This is a genomic window from Achromobacter sp. LC458, from assembly GCF_001005835.2.
In the GTDB taxonomy this organism is placed as follows: domain Bacteria; phylum Pseudomonadota; class Gammaproteobacteria; order Burkholderiales; family Burkholderiaceae_B; genus Achromobacter; species Achromobacter spanius_B.
Genome location: NZ_LBHW02000053.1, coordinates 15,966 through 33,761 on the forward strand (window position 1 = coordinate 15,966; position 17,796 = coordinate 33,761).

The 17,796-nt window shown below is 61.6% G+C and carries 26 protein-coding genes; 4 read left to right on the forward strand and 22 right to left on the reverse strand.

Annotation, left to right across the window (positions count from 1 at the left end; genetic code table 11):
• Positions 1–195: 195 nt before the first annotated feature.
• Complete coding sequence (gene yihA / locus YH64_RS27215; RefSeq protein ID WP_006216506.1) at positions 196–819, forward strand: ribosome biogenesis GTP-binding protein YihA/YsxC; 624 nt, start codon at positions 196–198, stop codon at positions 817–819.
• Positions 816–1,832, forward strand: coding sequence for a porphobilinogen synthase (gene hemB / locus YH64_RS27220; protein ID WP_046807442.1), 1,017 nt, complete (start codon positions 816–818; stop codon positions 1,830–1,832). The genes yihA and hemB overlap by 4 nt, the downstream gene beginning before the upstream one ends.
• Here hemB and YH64_RS27225 read toward each other — a convergent pair.
• The 3 genes from YH64_RS27225 to cutA form a co-directional block, all read right to left on the reverse strand.
• On the reverse strand, positions 1,829–2,704 hold the full coding sequence (locus tag YH64_RS27225; protein WP_046807451.1) for a DMT family transporter: 876 nt from the start codon (positions 2,702–2,704) through the stop codon (positions 1,829–1,831). The genes hemB and YH64_RS27225 overlap by 4 nt on opposite strands.
• A gap of 129 nt (positions 2,705–2,833) precedes the next feature.
• Entirely contained in the window at positions 2,834–4,660 is a 1,827-nt protein-coding gene (gene dsbD / locus YH64_RS27230) for a protein-disulfide reductase DsbD (protein WP_046807452.1), read from the reverse strand.
• A gap of 98 nt (positions 4,661–4,758) precedes the next feature.
• Positions 4,759–5,106 carry a divalent-cation tolerance protein CutA gene (gene cutA / locus YH64_RS27235; protein ID WP_046807443.1) on the reverse strand — a complete coding sequence of 116 codons (348 nt, stop codon included), beginning with the start codon at positions 5,104–5,106 and terminating at the stop codon, positions 4,759–4,761.
• A gap of 178 nt (positions 5,107–5,284) precedes the next feature.
• Here cutA and YH64_RS27240 point away from each other — a divergent pair, with 178 nt between their 5' ends.
• Positions 5,285–5,722: an HIT family protein gene (locus YH64_RS27240; RefSeq protein ID WP_046807444.1), complete on the forward strand. Its 438-nt coding sequence runs from the start codon at positions 5,285–5,287 to the stop codon at positions 5,720–5,722.
• An 81-nt stretch (positions 5,723–5,803) separates the two neighbouring features.
• On the opposite strand, the gene rplQ is transcribed toward YH64_RS27240, so the two are convergent.
• The 19 genes from rplQ to YH64_RS27335 form a co-directional block, all read right to left on the reverse strand.
• Complete coding sequence (gene rplQ, locus YH64_RS27245; protein WP_006216513.1) at positions 5,804–6,196, reverse strand: 50S ribosomal protein L17; 393 nt, start codon at positions 6,194–6,196, stop codon at positions 5,804–5,806.
• Positions 6,197–6,379: 183 nt separating this feature from the next.
• Entirely contained in the window at positions 6,380–7,366 is a 987-nt protein-coding gene (gene rpoA, locus YH64_RS27250) for a DNA-directed RNA polymerase subunit alpha (protein ID WP_006216514.1), read from the reverse strand.
• Positions 7,367–7,579: 213 nt separating this feature from the next.
• Positions 7,580–8,203 (reverse strand): 30S ribosomal protein S4, encoded by a 624-nt coding sequence (gene rpsD / locus YH64_RS27255; protein WP_006216515.1) that lies wholly within the window; start codon positions 8,201–8,203, stop codon positions 7,580–7,582.
• Between the two features lie 11 nt (positions 8,204–8,214).
• Positions 8,215–8,616 (reverse strand): 30S ribosomal protein S11, encoded by a 402-nt coding sequence (gene rpsK, locus YH64_RS27260; protein ID WP_006216516.1) that lies wholly within the window; start codon positions 8,614–8,616, stop codon positions 8,215–8,217.
• 15 nt (positions 8,617–8,631) lie between these two features.
• Complete coding sequence (gene rpsM, locus YH64_RS27265) at positions 8,632–8,997, reverse strand: 30S ribosomal protein S13 (protein ID WP_006216517.1); 366 nt, start codon at positions 8,995–8,997, stop codon at positions 8,632–8,634.
• 43 nt (positions 8,998–9,040) lie between these two features.
• Positions 9,041–9,154 (reverse strand): 50S ribosomal protein L36, encoded by a 114-nt coding sequence (gene rpmJ, locus YH64_RS27270; RefSeq protein WP_003806928.1) that lies wholly within the window; start codon positions 9,152–9,154, stop codon positions 9,041–9,043.
• Between the two features lie 34 nt (positions 9,155–9,188).
• A complete protein-coding gene (gene infA / locus YH64_RS27275; protein WP_003806927.1) occupies positions 9,189–9,407 on the reverse strand; it encodes a translation initiation factor IF-1 in 219 nt (72 codons plus the stop codon).
• Between the two features lie 8 nt (positions 9,408–9,415).
• Positions 9,416–10,741 (reverse strand): preprotein translocase subunit SecY, encoded by a 1,326-nt coding sequence (gene secY, locus YH64_RS27280; RefSeq protein ID WP_039882533.1) that lies wholly within the window; start codon positions 10,739–10,741, stop codon positions 9,416–9,418.
• A gap of 14 nt (positions 10,742–10,755) precedes the next feature.
• Positions 10,756–11,196 carry a 50S ribosomal protein L15 gene (gene rplO / locus YH64_RS27285; RefSeq protein ID WP_013397002.1) on the reverse strand — a complete coding sequence of 147 codons (441 nt, stop codon included), beginning with the start codon at positions 11,194–11,196 and terminating at the stop codon, positions 10,756–10,758.
• 9 nt (positions 11,197–11,205) lie between these two features.
• Positions 11,206–11,391 (reverse strand): 50S ribosomal protein L30, encoded by a 186-nt coding sequence (gene rpmD / locus YH64_RS27290; protein ID WP_006216520.1) that lies wholly within the window; start codon positions 11,389–11,391, stop codon positions 11,206–11,208.
• A gap of 3 nt (positions 11,392–11,394) precedes the next feature.
• Positions 11,395–11,916: a 30S ribosomal protein S5 gene (rpsE, locus tag YH64_RS27295; protein ID WP_006216521.1), complete on the reverse strand. Its 522-nt coding sequence runs from the start codon at positions 11,914–11,916 to the stop codon at positions 11,395–11,397.
• 15 nt (positions 11,917–11,931) lie between these two features.
• Entirely contained in the window at positions 11,932–12,297 is a 366-nt protein-coding gene (rplR, locus tag YH64_RS27300) for a 50S ribosomal protein L18 (protein WP_006227039.1), read from the reverse strand.
• A gap of 21 nt (positions 12,298–12,318) precedes the next feature.
• Positions 12,319–12,852 (reverse strand): 50S ribosomal protein L6, encoded by a 534-nt coding sequence (gene rplF / locus YH64_RS27305; protein WP_046807445.1) that lies wholly within the window; start codon positions 12,850–12,852, stop codon positions 12,319–12,321.
• Between the two features lie 12 nt (positions 12,853–12,864).
• Complete coding sequence (rpsH, locus tag YH64_RS27310; protein WP_006216525.1) at positions 12,865–13,260, reverse strand: 30S ribosomal protein S8; 396 nt, start codon at positions 13,258–13,260, stop codon at positions 12,865–12,867.
• A 10-nt stretch (positions 13,261–13,270) separates the two neighbouring features.
• Positions 13,271–13,576 (reverse strand): 30S ribosomal protein S14, encoded by a 306-nt coding sequence (gene rpsN, locus YH64_RS27315; RefSeq protein ID WP_006216527.1) that lies wholly within the window; start codon positions 13,574–13,576, stop codon positions 13,271–13,273.
• Between the two features lie 12 nt (positions 13,577–13,588).
• Positions 13,589–14,128 carry a 50S ribosomal protein L5 gene (rplE, locus tag YH64_RS27320; RefSeq protein ID WP_006216529.1) on the reverse strand — a complete coding sequence of 180 codons (540 nt, stop codon included), beginning with the start codon at positions 14,126–14,128 and terminating at the stop codon, positions 13,589–13,591.
• Positions 14,129–14,140: 12 nt separating this feature from the next.
• On the reverse strand, positions 14,141–14,461 hold the full coding sequence (gene rplX, locus YH64_RS27325; RefSeq protein ID WP_006227036.1) for a 50S ribosomal protein L24: 321 nt from the start codon (positions 14,459–14,461) through the stop codon (positions 14,141–14,143).
• An 11-nt stretch (positions 14,462–14,472) separates the two neighbouring features.
• On the reverse strand, positions 14,473–14,841 hold the full coding sequence (rplN, locus tag YH64_RS27330) for a 50S ribosomal protein L14 (protein ID WP_046807446.1): 369 nt from the start codon (positions 14,839–14,841) through the stop codon (positions 14,473–14,475).
• A gap of 354 nt (positions 14,842–15,195) precedes the next feature.
• Positions 15,196–15,984 carry an aspartyl/asparaginyl beta-hydroxylase domain-containing protein gene (locus YH64_RS27335; protein WP_185975429.1) on the reverse strand — a complete coding sequence of 263 codons (789 nt, stop codon included), beginning with the start codon at positions 15,982–15,984 and terminating at the stop codon, positions 15,196–15,198.
• Between the two features lie 157 nt (positions 15,985–16,141).
• Here YH64_RS27335 and YH64_RS27340 point away from each other — a divergent pair, with 157 nt between their 5' ends.
• A complete protein-coding gene (locus YH64_RS27340) occupies positions 16,142–17,569 on the forward strand; it encodes an NAD-dependent succinate-semialdehyde dehydrogenase (protein ID WP_046807447.1) in 1,428 nt (475 codons plus the stop codon).
• Positions 17,570–17,796 lie beyond the last annotated feature (227 nt).

Below are 17,796 nucleotides of genomic sequence, written 5' to 3' on the forward strand. Positions count from 1 at the left end.
AGGCGCAAAAAGGCGCCCACGCCTACCCCGCACACCCTGGAAAACCGTATCGAACCTCTCTGCCCGTTCTGCCTGCCAAGTTGCCGCAGGCACCTAAACAGTAAGCAAAAAAGACGGCTCCGCGCACGGGGACCACTGTTGCAAACGCCGGATTATACAATAGGGCTCGAAACCAACCGTATCCAAAGCCCATCCGTGTCCCTCCTACATCGCGCCTCCTTCCTTACCTCCGCAGCTCGCCTCGACCAGTTGCCGGCCGCCGGCGCTCCCGAGGTCTGCTTTGTCGGCCGCTCCAACGCCGGCAAATCCACGGCCATCAACGTGCTGTGCAACCAGCGCCGTCTTGCGTTTTCCAGCAAGACGCCGGGCCGCACGCGCTTGATCAACATGTTCGGCTTGCCCGACCCGCTGGATCCGGAAGGCCACATCGGTTTTCTCGTTGACTTGCCCGGCTACGGCTATGCGTCCGTGGCACGCAACGAAAAAGAAAAATGGGCGGACATTCTTGGCGGCTACCTGCGCGACCGCGAGTCGCTTGCGGGCATCGTGCTGCTGATCGATATCCGCCGCGGCGTCACCGAGCTTGACCGCCGCCTGGCCAACTTCATCGCCCCCACCGGCCGCCCCGTGCTGGCGCTGCTGACCAAGGCCGACAAGCTGCCCTATGGCCAGCGCATGCGCACCGTGTTCTCGGTCCGCAAGGACCTGGCCGACATCGGCGCCCTGCACACCATCCCGTTTTCGGCGCCCGAGCGCATCGGGCTGGAAGAAGCGGGCGCCCACATTGAGAATTGGATTTCCCCCAAGGTCGAATCATGAACCCGCAGATCATCACCCCTGAATTTCCGGTTTCCCGCCCCCGCCGCCTGCGCCGCGACGACTTCACCCGCCGCCTGGTGCGCGAGAACGCGCTGACGGTCAATGACCTGATCTACCCGGTGTTCGTGGCCGACGGCACGGGCATCGAGCAAGCCGTGCCGTCCCTGCCCGGCGTGGTCCGCTATTCGCTGGATACGCTGCTGCCCGTGGCCGAGAAATGCGTCGAACTGGGCATTCCGGTGATGGCGCTGTTCCCGGTCATCGACCCGTCGCTGAAGACGCCCGACGGCATCGAAGCGACCAACCCGCGCGGTCTGATTCCGCGCGTGGTGGGCGAATTGAAAAAACGTTTCCCCGAGCTGGGCATCCTGTGTGATGTGGCGCTGGACCCGTACACCAGCCACGGCCAGGACGGCGTCATCGACGAGAACGGCTACGTCATCAACGAAATCACGGTCGAGATCCTGGTCAAGCAGGCGCTCACGCAGGCCGCCGCAGGCGTGGACATGGTGGCCCCCAGCGACATGATGGATGGGCGCATCGGCGCGGTCCGCAAGGCACTGGAAGCCAACGGCCACATCCACACGCAGATCATGGCCTATTCGGCCAAGTACGCCAGCGCGTTCTATGGCCCGTTCCGCGACGCCGTGGGCTCGGCCACCAACCTGGGCAAGTCCAACAAAATGGCTTACCAGATGGACCCGGGCAACCTGGACGAAGCATTGCGCGAAGTGGCCGCCGATCTGCAAGAAGGCGCGGACATGGTCATGGTCAAGCCGGGCATGCCGTACCTGGACGTGCTGCGCCGCGTGAAGGACACCTTCCGCGTGCCCACGTTCGCCTACCAGGTCAGCGGTGAATACGCGATGATCAAGGCCGCCACCGCCAATGGCTGGCTGGACCACGACAAGGTCATGATGGAAGCGCTGCTGGCGTTCAAGCGCGCCGGCGCCGACGGCATCCTGACGTACTTCGCCATCGAAGCCGCCACGCTGCTCAAAGCGCAGCGCTAAGCACTGTTAGGGTCAGGCGCCGGCGTGGTCCGGCGCAGCCCCAGCCACGTTCCCCCGAGCACGCAGGCCAGCCCCAACACATGGGTCAAGGTGACGTGTTCATCCAGGAACAGCGAGGCGAACAACAGCCCGAATATCGGCAGCCAGTTCACGAACAAGGCGGCGCGGCTGATGCCCAGCCGCGCGATGCCGGCGTTCCAGATGATGTTGCTGACGCCCGAGGCAATCACCGCGGAAAACAGCAGCACCAGCCACGGCCACCAGGTCATCTGCCAGGTGTCGGTCTGGTACGACGACGGCGTCACCAACGCGTGCGCCACCAGCATCAGCCCGCCTGCCAGGTACATGTACCAAAGCATGCCCAGCGGGTCCATCGTGCGCGACATGCGCTGGATCACCAGGCCGCCGAACACGAACACCAGCACGGCCACGAATACCACCGCGTCGCCCCAGCCATTAAGCCCGAATTGGGCACCGCTGCCGGCCACCACCATGCCCACGCCCAGCAGCCCGAGCAGAGCGCCGCAGATGCGTACCAGGGTCAGTTTTTCGCGATAGAACAGCGCGGCCAGCAGTGCCGACAACAAGGGGCTGGTGGCCATGATCAGCGTGCCGTTGGCGGCGGAAGAAAAGCGCAGCCCGGAGACCAGCGCCACCTGGTGCGCGTAGACCACCAGAAAGCCCGCCAGCGCCACCCAGCCCAATTCCACGCGGCCCAGCTTGGGCACGCGGCCACGGCGGGCCTTGATGATGAGGGTGACGGTGATGAACGCAACCACGATCCGCACGGCGGCAAGCGCCTGGATATCCATGTGCTGCGTGAGGTACTTGATGGAGACGATGTTCAGGCCCCATGTGGCCATGACGAACATCAATTGAACATAGATCAGACCGTTGCGGTCCTGGCTTGCATCAACTGTCGGGGACGTCACGGGCGCCGGCCTGGAGGGAGTGGGATGCGCCGCCCACGCAGCGCAGCCGCCATGGTATATCGCCCGCCGTCAGCGCACCAGCACCTTGTCCAGCGATTCCGTGAAGCGCTTGGCATCCTGGAAACCCACTACGCGCGCATCGGGAAGTTCCTTGCCGCCCGGCTCGAAGAACATGATTCCCGGCGGCCCGAACAGCCGGAAGCGCTTGAGCAGCGCGCGATCGTCGGCGTTGTTTGCCGTGACGTCGGCCTGCACCAGCAACATGCCCGACATGCGCTGTGCGACACCGGGATCGGTGAACGTGAAGCGCTCCATTTCGCGGCAGGATACGCACCAGTCGGCATAGAAATCCAGCATGACCGGCTGGCGGCTTTGCGCCAGCAGCGCGTCCAGCTCGGCGTTGTTGCGCACGCGCGTGAATTGCATGTCGCCCTTGGCGACGGCCGTGCCCACCGACGCGTCGCCACGTGCGGCCAGATGCGACAGCGGCTGCAAGACATCGCGCCCCCCGCTGGCCGCGCCGATCAGCCAGGCGGCGGCGGCAAGCGCCAACAGCAGCCCCAGCCCCTTGGCAAACATGCGACCGGCACCGGCGCCCGCGGGCAAGGCGTCAAACGCGCGCAGCATCACGGCGGACACGACGGCCAGGAAGCCCCAACCCGTCATCTGCACCCAGGTCGGCACCACCGGGATCAGCATCCACCACGCGGTCCCCAGCAGCAGCATGCCAAACAGGCGCTTGACGCCATCCATCCACGGGCCGGCCTTGGGCAGCAACGCGCCCGAGGACGCGCCCACGATCAGCAAGGGCACGCCCATGCCCCAGGCCATGGCAAACAACGCCGAGCCGCCCAGGATGACGTCGCCCGTTTGCGAGATATACAGCAGCGCGCCGGCCAACGGCGCGGCCACGCACGGCCCGACGATCAAGGCGGACAAGGCGCCCATCAGCAGCGCGCCGGTGTAGCGGCCGCCCGGCACGCGTGACGAGCGCTCGGACAGCTTGGCCTGGACGCCGGACGGCATCTGGAACGTGAACACGTCGAACATGGCCAGCGCCAGCACGGTCAGCAGGATGGCGAACAGCGTCAGGATCCAGGGGGTTTGCAACCAGGCGGCCAGACCGGCGCCGCTCAGGCCAGCGGCCACGCCCAGCGCGGTGTAGACCACCGACATACCCAGCACATAGGTCGCCGCCAGGGCCAAACCCCGACTGCGCGTGGGCCGGGGCTGCGCCACGCCACCCAGCACGATCGAAGACAGGATGGGAATCATCGGCAACACGCAGGGCGTGAAGGCCAGCAACAAACCCAGGATCAAAAACACGCCCGCCGTCTTGGCCCAACCCAGGCCGCCCAGCGCATCGGCCAGACCGGTATCGCCTGCGTTGACCAGGGCGCCAAGGCCGGTAGCCGCGGGGGCCGAGGTGGCTTGCCCAGGTTGCGATGATTGCCCGGCTGCTGCGAGCAGGCCGCCCGCCAAGGCGTATCCGCCCGCCACCGGCGTCAGCTTGACGCTGCTGTCCATCGGCGGATAGCACAGCCCGGCGTCCGCGCACCCCTGCCCGGTCAACGTCAGGGTGAAAGGCGCGGTGCCCGAGCCCACCGGCACGCGAATCAGGACGTCCTTGTGGAAGACTTCCATGTCCTTTTCGAAGGTCGGGTCGTACTTGACCTCGCCCTTCGGATAGACGGCCTCGCCCAGCGTTGTGGCACCGGCCGGGCTGATCGTGATGCCGAAACGCTCGCGGTACATGTAGTAGCCGGGCGCAACCTTGTAGTGCAGTTCCAGCGTGTCGGGCGCGGCCATCTTCGCGCTGAAGACGAACGCTTTTTCGGGCTCAAGAAAGTCGGCTTCAGCGTGCGCCGCCTGCCAACCCAGCAGCAACAGCATCATTGCCAGCAATGCCAGGCAGCGTCCGATCAGAGTGCGCGCCGCGCGAGGGGCGTGAATCGGGCGCCCGGGCGCGTCGACGATACCGGCAGGTTGAAACATCAGTCTCTCTTGTTTTTGGTGACGGCCGTTTGTTCTCGCACCCAATCCAGATAGGGCGCGGCGCCGCCAATGACCGGCAGCACGATAATTTCGGGCACATCGTAGGGATGCATCTGCGCCAGGGCCTGAACAACGGCTTGATGACGTGCGTAGGTGGTTTTGATATGGATGGGGACTTCTTCCGTCCCCTCGACCTCTCCGTTCCACAGATAGATGGACAGGCCCGGCGCGCCAAGGTTCACGCACGCGGCCAATCCATCTTCCACCAGCACATGCGCGATGCGCTTGGCCAGCAAGAGGTCGGGCGCATTGCTGATGACCAGCACGACGTCGTCATCGCGCAACATGGAGGCTCCTTGAGATAACCGTGTGGGATGTAACTCGGGGTATTTTATCGATATTGCGCCGAAGCCCGGACGCCGGACGCTGGCAGCCGGACCCGGATACCCGCGCTCGAACCTGCCGGCCAAGCGCCCGCAACCGTATCGACGCCGCCACCATGCCACCCGCTTTCACGAGGCCCGCATGCCCGACAATTGCCTGTTCTGCCGGATCGCCCGGCACCAGATTCCCGCGCACATCATCCATGAAGACGACCGCTTGATGGCCTTCCTGGACATCCAGCCGGTACGGCCGGGACACACGCTGATCATTCCGAAGCAGCATTACCCGTACTTCGAGGACATGCCGGCCGACCTGGCGGGGCACATCGTAAACCTGGGACAGAAGCTGGGACGCCACATGAAGCGCCTGTACGGCGTGCAGCGCGTGGGGTTCGCGTTCACCGGCATACACGTCGCGCATTCGCACGCGCACGTCATCCCCATGCATCACACGCAGGACGTCACATCCACCGCGTACATCGAACAGCAGGACCTGACGTTCAAGATGCCGCCGCAACCGCCTCAAGAGGTACTGACAGCCACCGCCGAGCAGCTGCGAGGGGAACTGCACGCCTCGTGACGCCAGTCGCGTGGCGGGGCGCGCAAATAAAACAAGGGCGGGTCCGAAGACCCGCCCTTGTCGCTTATCTAGCAACCGAATTTATTCGGCGCTGTCCGCAGCGGCTTCATCAACTTCCGGACGGTCAACCAGTTCCATGAAAGCCATGGGAGCGTTGTCGCCTTGACGGAAGCCCATCTTCAGCACGCGGGTGTAGCCACCGTTACGGGCCGCGTAGCGCGGGCCGATTTCGGCAAACAGCTTCACCACCGCATCGCGATCGCGCAGACGGGCAAATGCCAGACGCTTGTTCGCCAGCGTGGGCTCTTTGCCCAGCGTGATCAGGGGTTCGATGACGCGGCGCAATTCTTTCGCCTTCGGCAGCGTGGTCTTGATGGCTTCGTGAGTGATCAACGAAACGGCCATGTTGCGGAACATGGCAAGACGGTGACTGCTGGTGCGGTTGAGCTTACGCAAGCCATTACCGTGACGCATGATAAGTTTCCTTTGAATCTAAAGATGGCGTTCGCCATCGGGTTGCCGGCTCTTCTATCAACCTGCAATCAGGCCGCGGTCCGGTAGAAAACGGTGCATTTTACGACGAATTCGCAAACCGCCCGACGGGGTTGCCGGGCGTTGCAGGTGGCGCCCCGTTGCCGGGGTGCCACCCGTTAAAACTTAGGGACGCTCCAGGCCCAGGGGCGGCCAGTTCTCGAGCTTCATGCCCAAGGTCAAGCCACGTGCAGCCAGAACTTCCTTGATTTCGTTGAGCGACTTGCGACCCAGGTTCGGGGTCTTGAGCAGCTCGTTTTCGGTACGCTGGATCAGGTCGCCGATGTAGTAGATGTTTTCGGCCTTCAGGCAGTTGGCCGAACGCACGGTCAGTTCCAGGTCGTCGACCGGACGCAGCAGGACCGGGTCGATCTGCGGCGTGCCGCGGACCGGCGCTTCGTACGAATCACCAGCGCCTTCCAGCGCGGCGAAGACCGAGATCTGGTCCATCAGGATGCGAGCCGACTGGCGCACCGCTTCCTCGGGCGAAATGACGCCGTTGGTCTCGATGTCCAGAACCAGCTTGTCCAGGTCGGTGCGCTGTTCCACACGGGCGCTTTCCACCGCGTAGCTGACGCGGCGAACCGGGCTGAACGAAGCGTCCAGAACGATACGGCCGATGGTGTGGGTGCGGTCTTCCGACAGCGCGCGCACGTTGCCCGGCACGTAGCCGCGGCCCTTCTCAACCTTGATCTGCATTTCCAGCTTGCCTGCGTCCGTCAGGTTGCAGATGGCATGGCCGGGGTTGATGATCTCGACGTCGTGCGGCAGTTCAATGTCGCTGGCCAGCACGGTGCCCGCGCCGGTCTTGCGCAGAACCAGGGTCACTTCGTCGCGATTGTGCAGCTTGAAAACCACGCCCTTCAGGTTCAGCAGGATGTCGACGACATCTTCGCGAACGCCCGGGATGGTCGAATATTCGTGCACCACGCCCGTCATTTGCACTTCGGTCGGCGCGTAGCCGGTCATCGAAGACAGCAGGATGCGGCGCAGGGCGTTGCCCAGCGTATGACCGTAGCCACGCTCGAACGGCTCCATCACGATCTTGGCATGGTGCGTGCCGACCGGTTCGACTTCAATGGAGCGCGGCTTCAGAAAACCTTGAGTGGACATTTACTGTGTTCCTTTTCAATACCCTCGGCTCGTTACACCGATAAGGCTGATGGACAGGTGAAACATGAAACTCGGGCAGCGCGAAAGCGCCGGCCGATACTTACCGCAAAGCCCGCCCCACCAAAAGGCGGAAGGCGGGCTGCTGCGAGACGTGCAAACGGGTCGCGGGACCAGTAGCCGGCACACCTGCGAAGGAGGCGCCGGCCGACCTGATTAACGCGAGTACAGTTCGACGACCATCGATTCGTTGATGTCGCGAGCGACGTCAGCGCGATCGGGGACCGACTTGAACGTACCGGTCAGCTTGGTCGCGTCGACTTCCACCCATTGGGGGATGCCGATGCTGGTGGCCAGGTCGAGCGATTCCTTGATACGGCCTTGCTTCTTGGCCTTTTCACGGATCGAGACGACGTCGCCGGCCTTGACCAGCATCGAAGCGATGTCAGCCGTGTGGCCGTTCAGTTCGATGGCGCGGTGGCTGACCAGCTGGCGAGCTTCGGCGCGCGTCGAGCCGAAGCCCATGCGGTAGACGACGTTGTCCAGGCGCGATTCCAGCAGCTGGATCAGGGTTTCGCCGGTGTTGCCACGGCGACGCTCTGCTTCAGCGAAGTACTTGCGGAATTGCTTTTCCAGCACGCCGTACATGCGCTTGAGCTTTTGCTTTTCGCGCAGCTGCAGGCCGTAGTCGGAAGTGCGGGCACCCGAAGTGCGGCCGTGTTGGCCAGGCTTGGAATCCAGCTTGCACTTGGAATCCAGCGAGCGACGGGCGCTCTTCAGGAACAGGTCAGTACCCTCGCGGCGCGAGAGCTTGCATTTGGGTCCAATATAACGTGCCATGTGGATTCCCTTTAGATACGACGACGCTTCGGCGGACGGCAGCCGTTGTGCGGAACGGGCGTGATGTCGGCGATGGACGAAATCTTGATGCCCAGCGCGTTCAGAGCGCGGACCGACGATTCGCGGCCAGGACCGGGGCCCTTGATGCGCACTTCCAGCGTCTTGATGCCGTATTCCAGCGCGACGCGGCCAGCCGTTTCAGCGGCGACTTGCGCGGCAAACGGGGTCGACTTACGCGAACCCTTGAAACCAGCACCACCCGAAGTGGCCCACGACAAAGCGTTGCCCTGACGGTCGGTGATGGTGATGATGGTGTTGTTGAACGAAGCGTGAACGTGCGCGATGCCGTCCGAGACGTTCTTCTTAACCTTTTTGCGCACGCGCGAAGCGCCGCTGGTGGAAGCTTTCGCCATAATCCAGTTCCTCGATTATTTCTTCAGGGACGCAGCAGCACGACGCGGGCCCTTACGGGTCCGGGCGTTGGTGCGAGTGCGCTGGCCGCGCACGGGCAAACCGCGCTTGTGACGCATACCGCGGTAGGTTCCCAGGTCGATCAAACGCTTGATCGAGAGCTGTACTTCACGACGCAGGTCGCCTTCAACCGTGAACAAACCAACATGTTCGCGGACGCGTTCCAATTCAGCGTCGTTCAGATCCTTGACCTTTTTGTCAAAGGGTACGTTTGCCGCTTCGCAGATTTTGCGAGCGCGCGTACGACCAATGCCAAAAATGGCGGTCAGTCCGATCTCGGCGTGCTGTTGCGGCGGGATGTTAATGCCAGCAATACGGGCCATGACTATTCCTTGAATAAATCTGTTGCGTAGTCGCTAACCCGAGTTAGCCTTGACGCTGCTTGTGACGCGGGTCGGTGCAGATAACACGCACCACGCCGTGACGTTTGATAACTTTGCAGTTGCGGCAGATCCGCTTAACCGATGCCATTACTTTCATGGTTGACTCCTAATTTTCCGTAATCCGGTTCCGCTCATTTGGAGCGGAAAACTATCCTGGCTCGCGTCAGATCATAGGGCGTGAGCTCCACTGTGACCTTGTCACCCGGCAGGATCCGGATGTAATGCATACGCATCTTGCCGGAAATATGGCCCAACACCACGTGGCCGTTTTCGAGCTTGACGCGAAATGTCGCGTTCGGGAGGTTCTCAAGAACCTCGCCTTGCATCTGAATGACGTCGTCCTTGGACATTCTTTTGCTTACCGCATCGGCAAACCCGCGCCCTTGAAGTTGGCCTTCTTGAGCAACGAGTCGTACTGGTGAGACATCATGTAGGCCTGAACCTGTGCCATGAAATCCATCGTCACCACCACAATAATCAACAGAGACGTACCACCGAAGTAGAAGGGAACGTTCCAGCGCATCACCAAGAATTCCGGCAACAGGCACACCAACGTAATGTAGATGGCACCTGCGAGCGTCAAACGCATCAGGATCTTGTCGATGTAGCGCGCTGTTTGTTCACCCGGACGAATGCCCGGAACAAACGCACCACTCTTCTTCAGGTTGTCCGCCGTTTCGCGGCTGTTGAACACCAGAGCCGTGTAGAAAAAGCAGAAGAAAATAATCGCGACGGAGTACAGCGTGATGTAGAGCGGTTGACGAGGCGACAGGGCCGCAGCCAGGTCGCTAAGCCAGCGCATGTTCTCACTGCTGGAGAACCAGCTCGTGATCGTGGCCGGGAACAGAATGATCGACGATGCGAAAATCGGCGGAATCACCCCTGCCATGTTCAGCTTCAGCGGCAAATGCGAGCTTTGACCACCGTAGACCTTGTTGCCGACCTGACGCTTGGCGTAGTTCACCGTGATCTTGCGCTGTCCGCGTTCCACGAACACCACAAAAGCGGTAACCAGCACCACCAGAGCCACAATGAACAGTGCCGAAAGCACGGACATCGCGTTGGTGCGGACCAGGTCCAACAGTGCAGCCAGCGCCGCGGGCAAACCCGCAACGATACCTGCGAAGATCAGGATGGAAATCCCGTTGCCCAGACCGCGTTCCGTGATCTGTTCACCCAGCCACATGACGAACATGGTGCCAGTGACCAGAGTCACAACGGTCGTGAAGCGAAACAGCATACCCGGATCGATCACCAGTCCCTGTTGGGACTCCAACGCCACCGAAATGCCCACTGCTTGCACCAGCGCCAGCACGACTGTGCCGTAGCGGGTGTATTGGGTAATCTTCCGACGACCGGATTCGCCCTCTTTCTTGAGCGCTTCCAGCGACGGCACCACCACCGACATCAACTGCATGATGATGGATGCCGAAATGTACGGCATGATCCCCAGGGCAAAAATCGAGAAACGCGAGAGCGCCCCACCCGAGAACATGTTGAACAGGCCCAGGATCCCGCCCTGGTTCTGGCGGAACAAGTCCGCCAGCGCATCCGGATTAATACCCGGTACGGGGATGTGTGTACCCAAACGGTAAACCACCAGGGCGAGCACCAGGAACACCAAACGGCGCTTCAAATCACCGTACCGTGCTCCGGTTTTGCCCAATGCCTGCGCGTTAGCCACTCGTCACCTCGTGATCAAGCAAGCGAGCCGCCCGCGCCTTCGATGGCGGCGCGAGCGCCGGCCGTCGCAGTAATGCCCTTGAGCACTACCTTGCGCGAGAGTTCACCCGACTTGATGACCTTGGCGTAACGAACCGCCTGACCAATCACGCCAGCCGCCTTGAGCACTTGCACGTCGACTTCGTCGATGGGCAAGGCTTGCAGGTCCGACAGACGGACTTCGGCGTACAGGTGCTGACCGAGCGGGGTGAAACCACGCTTGGGCAGACGACGCTGCAGCGGCATTTGACCGCCTTCGAAGCCAACCTTATGGAAACCGCCCGAGCGCGACTTCTGACCTTTGTGGCCACGGCCGGCGGTTTTACCCAGACCCGAACCGATACCACGGCCGACGCGGCGCTTGGCGTGCTTGCTGCCCTCAGCGGGCTTCAGCGAATTAAGTTGCATATCCGACATGGTGATTCCTTAGGCTTCCGAGACGGAAACGAGATAATCCACCTTACGGATCATCCCACGCACCTCGGGCGTATCGACCAACACGCGGCTGCTGTTGATGCGGCCCAAGCCCAAACCGCGAACCGTATCACGGTGCGATTGCTTGGTACCGATCACGGAGCGCACGAGGGTCACTTTGATCTGCTTCTGAGCCATGATTTACCCCAGGATTTCTTCGACCGACTTGCCGCGCTTGGCAGCAACATCGGCCGGGGTCAGGGAAGCGCGCAGACCGTTCAACGTGGCGCGAACCATGTTGTAGGGGTTGCTCGAGCCCAAGCTCTTGGCAACCACGTTACGCACACCCATCACTTCAAAAATAGCGCGCATCGGGCCGCCGGCGATAACGCCAGTACCTTCAGCAGCCGGCGAGATCAGCACGGTAGCGGCGCCATGCTTGCCAACCACGGTGTGGTGCAGCGTGCCGTTCTTCAGAGCAACCTTGAACATGCCGCGACGGGCCTGTTCCATTGCCTTCTGGACGGACACCGGCACTTCACGCGCCTTGCCCTTACCCATGCCGACGCGACCATCGCCATCGCCAACCACGGTCAGCGCGGCAAAGCTCATGGTGCGACCACCCTTGACCACTTTGCTCACGCGGTTGACCGCGATCATCTTTTCGCGGAGGCCGTCATCGTTCTCTTTTTCCGCGGCGTTCTTGCCTTGTACTTTAGCCATTTGACAGATCCTCGCTTAGAACTTCAGGCCGGCTTCACGCGCGGCATCGGCCAGCGCTTTCACGCGGCCATGGTAACGAAAGCCCGAGCGATCGAAAGCGACCAGTTCGATACCGGCAGCCTTGGCCTTTTCGGCCACGCGCTTGCCAACCAGGGTCGCAGCGGCAGTGTTGCCGCCTTGACCGGTTTGGCCGGCCAGTTGCGCACGCACTTCGGCTTCCACCGTCGAGGCGCTGACCAGAACGCGATCGCCTTCCGGCGAAATGATGTTGGCGTAGATGTGCTGGTTCGAGCGGAAGACCGAGAGGCGGTGAACGCGCAGCTCGTTGATCTTCCGGCGGGTCGGAACCGCACGACGCAAACGGGAAACTTTTTTGTCCATGATTCGTCCTTGCGTGCGCCGTTATTTCTTCTTGGTTTCTTTGATGACGACGCGTTCGTCCGAGTAACGCACACCCTTGCCCTTGTAGGGTTCGGGCTCGCGGTACGAGCGGATTTCAGCGGCCATCTGACCGACGACTTGCTTGTTGGCGCCCTTGATGACGATTTCCGTCTGGGTGGGGCATTCGGCCTTGATACCGGCCGGCAACTGATGCAAAACGTCGTGCGAGAAACCGAGCTGCAGCTTAACGGCATCGCCTTGGATCGAGGCGCGGTAACCCACGCCAACCAGGGTCAGCTTGCGCTCGAAGCCCTTGCTCACGCCGGTAACCATATTGGCCACCAGAGCGCGCACGGTACCCGACATGGCATTGGCGTGACGAGATTCGTTGGCGGCGGCAAACGTGAGCTTGCCTTCGTCCATCGCAACCGTAACGTCGCCAGTCAGGGCTTGAGTCAGGGTGCCCAGCGGGCCCTTGACGATGATCTGATCCTGCTTGATGTCAGCTTCGACACCCTTCGGCAGTTCGACCGGATACTTAGCGATACGTGACATTCGAATTTCTCCTTAGGCCACGTAGCACAGCACTTCGCCGCCGACGCCGTTGGCGCGAGCCTTACGGTCGGTCATGACGCCGCGCGAGGTCGAAACGATAGCCACGCCCAGGCCGTTCATGACCTGAGGAATGCTGGTACGGCCCTTGTAGATACGCAGACCGGGGCGCGAAACGCGTTCGATGCGTTCGATAACCGGGCGGCCAGCGTAGTACTTCAGGGTGATCTCGAGCTCAGGCTTGGCCTGGGTGCCCTTGATTTCAAAGCTGTCGATGTAGCCTTCGTCTTTCAGCACAGCGGCAATTGCCGCCTTCAGCTTCGAGGAGGGCATGCTCACCGTAACTTTGTCCACTTGCTGCGCATTGCGAATGCGGGTCAGCATATCGGCGATGGGATCGCTCATGCTCATAATGTATCTCCTACCAGCTGGCCTTGGTGATGCCGGGGATTTCGCCCTTCATCGCCATTTCACGCAGTTTGTGACGCGTCAGGCCGAACTTGCGGAACACGCCGCGCGGACGACCGGTGACCACGCAACGGTTACGTTGGCGCGTCGGATTGGCATTGCGCGGCAGCTGTTGCAGCTTGAGCCGAGCTTGGTAACGTTCTTCGTCGGTCTTCGACTGGTCGTCGATGATCGCCTTCAACTCAGCGCGCTTGGCAGCGAACTTGTCAGCCAGCTTGGCGCGCTTGATGTCGCGATTGATGAGGGAAAGTTTAGCCACGTCATCAGCCCCTTAGTTACGGAACGGGAAGCTGAAGGCCGTCAACAGCGCCTTGGCTTCTTCGTCGGTCTTCGCGGAGGTGGTGATGCTGATGTTCAGCCCACGCAGCGCGTCGATCTTGTCGTACTCGATTTCGGGGAAAATGATTTGCTCTTTCACCCCGATGTTGTAGTTGCCACGGCCGTCGAACGCACGACCCGAGATACCACGGAAGTCGCGCACGCGAGGCAGCGCGACCGCAACGAGGCGATCCAGGAATTCGTACATGCGTTGACCACGCAACGTGACCATGCAACCAATCGGGTAGTTTTCGCGGATCTTGAAACCGGCGATAGCCTTCTTGGTCTTCGTCACGACAGGCTTTTGGCCAGCGATCTTGGTCAGGTCCGACACCGCGTGTTCGATAACCTTCTTATCGGACACGGCTTCCGAGACACCCATGTTCAGGGTGATCTTGGTGATGCGCGGCACTTCCATGACGCTCTTGTAGCCAAACTTGGCCTGCAGGTCGCCAGCGACCTTGCTCTTGTAGAAATCTTGCAAACGAGACATGTCTATCGCCCCTTACGCCTTGGCGCCGACAACGGCACCATTGGAACGGAACACGCGGACCTTGCGACCTTCGACTTCTTGAACGCCCACGCGGTCGCCACGACCGGTTGCGGGGTTAAAGAGCGCCACATTCGAGATGTGGATCGGCATGGTCTTTTCGACAATCCCGCCCGGGTTGTTAGCCATCGGGTTGGCTTTCACGTGCTTCTTGACGATGTTGACGCCTTCGACCAGAACGTGGTCGGCATCAACACGAGCCAGCACGGTACCGCGACGCTTCTTGTCGCGGCCGGTCAGGACGATGACTTCGTCGCCTTTACGAATGTTATTCATCGTAGGGCTCCTTACAGCACTTCCGGGGCCAACGACACGATCTTCATGAACTTCTCGGTACGCAGTTCACGCGTAACGGGTCCGAAGATGCGGGTGCCGATGGGCTCCAGCTTGGCGTTGAGCAATACGGCGGCATTGCCACCGAACTTAATCAGCGAACCGTCTTTACGGCGCACGCCCTTGGCGGTACGAACCACCACGGCATTGTAAATTTCGCCTTTCTTGACGCGTCCGCGCGGAGCCGCATCTTTGACGCTCACCTTGATGATGTCGCCGATACCGGCATAACGGCGCTTGGAGCCACCGAGCACCTTAATGCACATGACATGACGCGCACCAGTGTTATCGGCCACGTCCAGCGTGGTCTGCATTTGGATCATGATTTTTCCTGTTCCAACTTAACTGGAAATACTGTTTTCCCGGGGTTTTCCCCCCGAGGAACTCTGCAATTCCTGCCAGTTTTGGTCCCGTCAGGTCTGCCGCCCTGCTTTTGTGTTGTAGACCTAGAGCTTTCGCTCTACCTCTGCAACGGGTTGGCAACGCAACGACCCTGGGTTGAAATCCTGCGGGTATTCCCCCAACTCGATGAGCTAAATCTTCCTTAACTCAATCGACAATCTGGGAAAGCTGATCATTCTAGCGTGGTTAAATTTTGAGCGCAAGTACTTTGTTGGTATGACGCACAAAAGACCACGCTCCCCAATAAGGGGAACGGTCTGCGGGCCCTCTGCCCCCTATTTCTGGCGGTAGTAGCCCTTCTCCCAGGCATCGTGATTGGCCTTGCCGCGACGGATTTCGTCCGTGAACGGGGCCGCTCTGAGCACCAGGCGATTCAGCCATTTTACCGGAACACGGCACGGCCTTTCGAAGTCGACGAACAGAACGGCGCGTAGCCCGTCCGTGTCGTTGTGAACCTGGTGGGGATACAGGTCATCGAACACCACGGCCCGACCTTCCCGCCAGCTATACCGTTCCCCCCCGACTTCTATCCAGCAGCGTTCGGCCGGCTCGGGCACCACCAGCCCCAGGTGCAGGCGCAGCACGCCGTTGTAGGGGCCAGTATGAAGAGGAATTCGCTTGCCCGGTTCCAGGATCGAGAAGAACGCGCTGCGGATACCCGGTATCGCGGTCAATGCGCGGGCGGTTTCCGGGCAACGCGCCAGGTTGCGTTCAGATCGCAGCCCGTACCCCATGAAGACAAACGTCTTCCATTGGTCGTCGGACGTGATCATCCCGACATCCGGGGATATCTCATGAAACGCGGGCAGATGCTGGCGTTCTGCCAGCAATTCGGCGAGTTCGGCGCGGATGGCCGGGGTCCGCGCCTCCAGCTCGGGGATCCACGGGAACTGGTCATTCTGGAAGATCGGCTTGTCGCCCACCAGCGACGCCCGCGCGATCCGGTGACGTAGCCAATCGATGAAGCGAAAAAGCACGCGCGAATACAGACTGGGCTTGTTGCCGGAAAGCGCGTCAACGGGTTGCACGATGGGTATGGAATCAGGCTGGCTAAGATGGCCCATTGTGTCCAAGCCCGCCCGGGCTTGCAAGACTTGGCCCCTCCCATTGGCTCCAATCCTGCGCTGCGGATTGGCCCTCCCCGCATCGCGCAAGCTGGTTTAGACTGGCGTGGGCGACACGCGATCGCACTCCACTCCTATTTCGCAAGGAAAGACAGGCATGTATGAACAGTTGGCGCTGTATATCGACGGCGAATTCATCTCCGGCGAGGGTAGGCGCACCCAGGACGTCATCAACCCGGCCACGCTTGAAGTACTGGGCCAGCTGCCTCACGCAACCGAAGCCGATCTGGACCGTGCGCTAGCCGCCGCCCAGCGCGCGTTCGAATCGTGGAAGAAGTCTTCTCCCATGGATCGTTCGGCCATCCTGCGCAAGGTTGCCACGCTGTCGCGCGAGCGCGCCAAGGAAATCGGCCGCAACATGACGCTGGACCAGGGCAAGCCGCTGGCCGAAGCCGTGGGCGAAGTCACCTCTTGCGCTGAACACGCCGACTGGCACGCCGAAGAATGCCGCCGTATCTACGGCCGCGTGGTCCCGCCCCGCAATCCCGATGTACGCCAGTTCGTCGTGCGCGAACCCATCGGCGTCTGCGCCGCGTTCACGCCGTGGAACTTCCCGTACAACCAGGCCATCCGCAAGATCGCCGCCGCGCTCGGCGCCGGATGCACGGTGGTCCTCAAGGGTCCGGAAGATTCGCCCAGCGCCGTCATGGCGATTGCGCGCATGTTCCACGATGCCGGCCTGCCCAAGGGCTGCCTGAACATCGTCTGGGGCGAGCCCGCCAAGATCTCCGACTACCTGATCCGTTCGCCGATCGTGCGCAAGGTGTCGTTCACCGGTTCCGTGCCGGTGGGCAAGCAACTGGCCGCGCTGGCCGGCGCGCACATGAAGCGCGTCACGATGGAATTGGGCGGCCATTCGCCCGTGCTGGTGTTCGACGACGCCGACATCGACCGCGCCGCTGAAATGCTGGCCAAGTTCAAGGTTCGCAACGCCGGTCAGGTCTGCGTGTCGCCCACTCGCTTCTACGTGCAGGAAGGCGCCTACGAGCAGTTCCTGGCCCGCTTCTCGGACGTGCTCAAGAACATCAAGGTCGGCGACGGCCTGGAAGCCGGCACCGACATGGGTCCGCTGGCGCACGAACGCCGCGTACCCGCCATGAGCGCCTTCATCGACGACGCCAAGAAGCACGGCGGCAAGGTCGTGGTGGGCGGTGGCCCGCTGGACCGCAAGGGCTTTTTCTTCGCCCCCACGGTCGTGACGGAACTGCCGGACGACTCGATGCTGATGACCGAAGAACCCTTCGGCCCCGTGGCGCCGGTGGTCCGCTTCAAGGACACCGACGAAGTCCTGCGCCGCGCCAACAGCCTGCCGTTCGGCCTGTCGTCCTACGTGTTCACCAATTCGTTGAAGACCGCCACCAAGGTCTCGAACGGACTGGAAGCCGGCATGGTCAACATCAACCACTTCGGCAGCGCGCTGGCCGAGACGCCGTTCGGTGGCATCAAGGACAGCGGCATCGGTAGCGAAGGCGGCCTGGAAACGTTTGACGGCTACCTCGTCACGAAATTCATCACGCACATCTGAGCGTTCCGCGCTTCAGCCCAAAAGCCCCGCAAGGGGCTTTTTTTCGTCCTGCGGCAGACGGCCATGGCGCGGCGCCGTTTCATGATGCTGTCATGCACGTCCGGGAACATTGCGCCTCGCTGACAGGCAGCTGACCACCCCAAGGGAAGTGGCTGCCCGCCCCACTCTTCAGGATCAGATCGCGCAATGAACGCCCTTTCCCGCTTCGCTCGCACGGCCGGCGCCGC

What these genes read in the sequence shown, in the direction of transcription:
- dsbD (WP_046807452.1), bottom strand. Translation starts at nt 4,660, where the DNA reads ATGATGCTGTTGCTGCTGGGTTGGCAGGCGGCGCACGCTGAAGCCGAC.
- rpsD (WP_006216515.1), bottom strand. Translation starts at nt 8,203, where the DNA reads ATGGCACGTTATATTGGACCCAAATGCAAGCTCTCGCGCCGCGAGGGT.
- rplF (WP_046807445.1), bottom strand. Translation starts at nt 12,852, where the DNA reads ATGTCACGTATCGCTAAGTATCCGGTCGAACTGCCGAAGGGTGTCGAA.
- cutA (WP_046807443.1), bottom strand. Translation starts at nt 5,106, where the DNA reads ATGTTGCGCGATGACGACGTCGTGCTGGTCATCAGCAATGCGCCCGAC.
- YH64_RS27340 (WP_046807447.1), top strand. Translation starts at nt 16,142, where the DNA reads ATGTATGAACAGTTGGCGCTGTATATCGACGGCGAATTCATCTCCGGC.
- rplQ (WP_006216513.1), bottom strand. Translation starts at nt 6,196, where the DNA reads ATGCGTCACGGTAATGGCTTGCGTAAGCTCAACCGCACCAGCAGTCAC.
- rpmD (WP_006216520.1), bottom strand. Translation starts at nt 11,391, where the DNA reads ATGGCTCAGAAGCAGATCAAAGTGACCCTCGTGCGCTCCGTGATCGGT.
- hemB (WP_046807442.1), top strand. Translation starts at nt 816, where the DNA reads ATGAACCCGCAGATCATCACCCCTGAATTTCCGGTTTCCCGCCCCCGC.
- rpsM (WP_006216517.1), bottom strand. Translation starts at nt 8,997, where the DNA reads ATGGCCCGTATTGCTGGCATTAACATCCCGCCGCAACAGCACGCCGAG.
- YH64_RS27225 (WP_046807451.1), bottom strand. Translation starts at nt 2,704, where the DNA reads ATGTTCGTCATGGCCACATGGGGCCTGAACATCGTCTCCATCAAGTAC.
- YH64_RS27240 (WP_046807444.1), top strand. Translation starts at nt 5,285, where the DNA reads ATGCCCGACAATTGCCTGTTCTGCCGGATCGCCCGGCACCAGATTCCC.
- rplN (WP_046807446.1), bottom strand. Translation starts at nt 14,841, where the DNA reads ATGATCCAAATGCAGACCACGCTGGACGTGGCCGATAACACTGGTGCG.
- rplE (WP_006216529.1), bottom strand. Translation starts at nt 14,128, where the DNA reads ATGTCTCGTTTGCAAGATTTCTACAAGAGCAAGGTCGCTGGCGACCTG.
- infA (WP_003806927.1), bottom strand. Translation starts at nt 9,407, where the DNA reads ATGTCCAAGGACGACGTCATTCAGATGCAAGGCGAGGTTCTTGAGAAC.
- rpsE (WP_006216521.1), bottom strand. Translation starts at nt 11,916, where the DNA reads ATGGCTAAAGTACAAGGCAAGAACGCCGCGGAAAAAGAGAACGATGAC.
- rplO (WP_013397002.1), bottom strand. Translation starts at nt 11,196, where the DNA reads ATGTCGGATATGCAACTTAATTCGCTGAAGCCCGCTGAGGGCAGCAAG.
- rplR (WP_006227039.1), bottom strand. Translation starts at nt 12,297, where the DNA reads ATGGACAAAAAAGTTTCCCGTTTGCGTCGTGCGGTTCCGACCCGCCGG.
- rplX (WP_006227036.1), bottom strand. Translation starts at nt 14,461, where the DNA reads ATGAATAACATTCGTAAAGGCGACGAAGTCATCGTCCTGACCGGCCGC.
- rpsH (WP_006216525.1), bottom strand. Translation starts at nt 13,260, where the DNA reads ATGAGCATGAGCGATCCCATCGCCGATATGCTGACCCGCATTCGCAAT.
- rpsK (WP_006216516.1), bottom strand. Translation starts at nt 8,616, where the DNA reads ATGGCGAAAGCTTCCACCAGCGGCGCTTCGCGCGTGCGCAAAAAGGTT.
- rpoA (WP_006216514.1), bottom strand. Translation starts at nt 7,366, where the DNA reads ATGTCCACTCAAGGTTTTCTGAAGCCGCGCTCCATTGAAGTCGAACCG.
- rpmJ (WP_003806928.1), bottom strand. Translation starts at nt 9,154, where the DNA reads ATGAAAGTAATGGCATCGGTTAAGCGGATCTGCCGCAACTGCAAAGTT.
- YH64_RS27335 (WP_185975429.1), bottom strand. Translation starts at nt 15,984, where the DNA reads ATGGGCCATCTTAGCCAGCCTGATTCCATACCCATCGTGCAACCCGTT.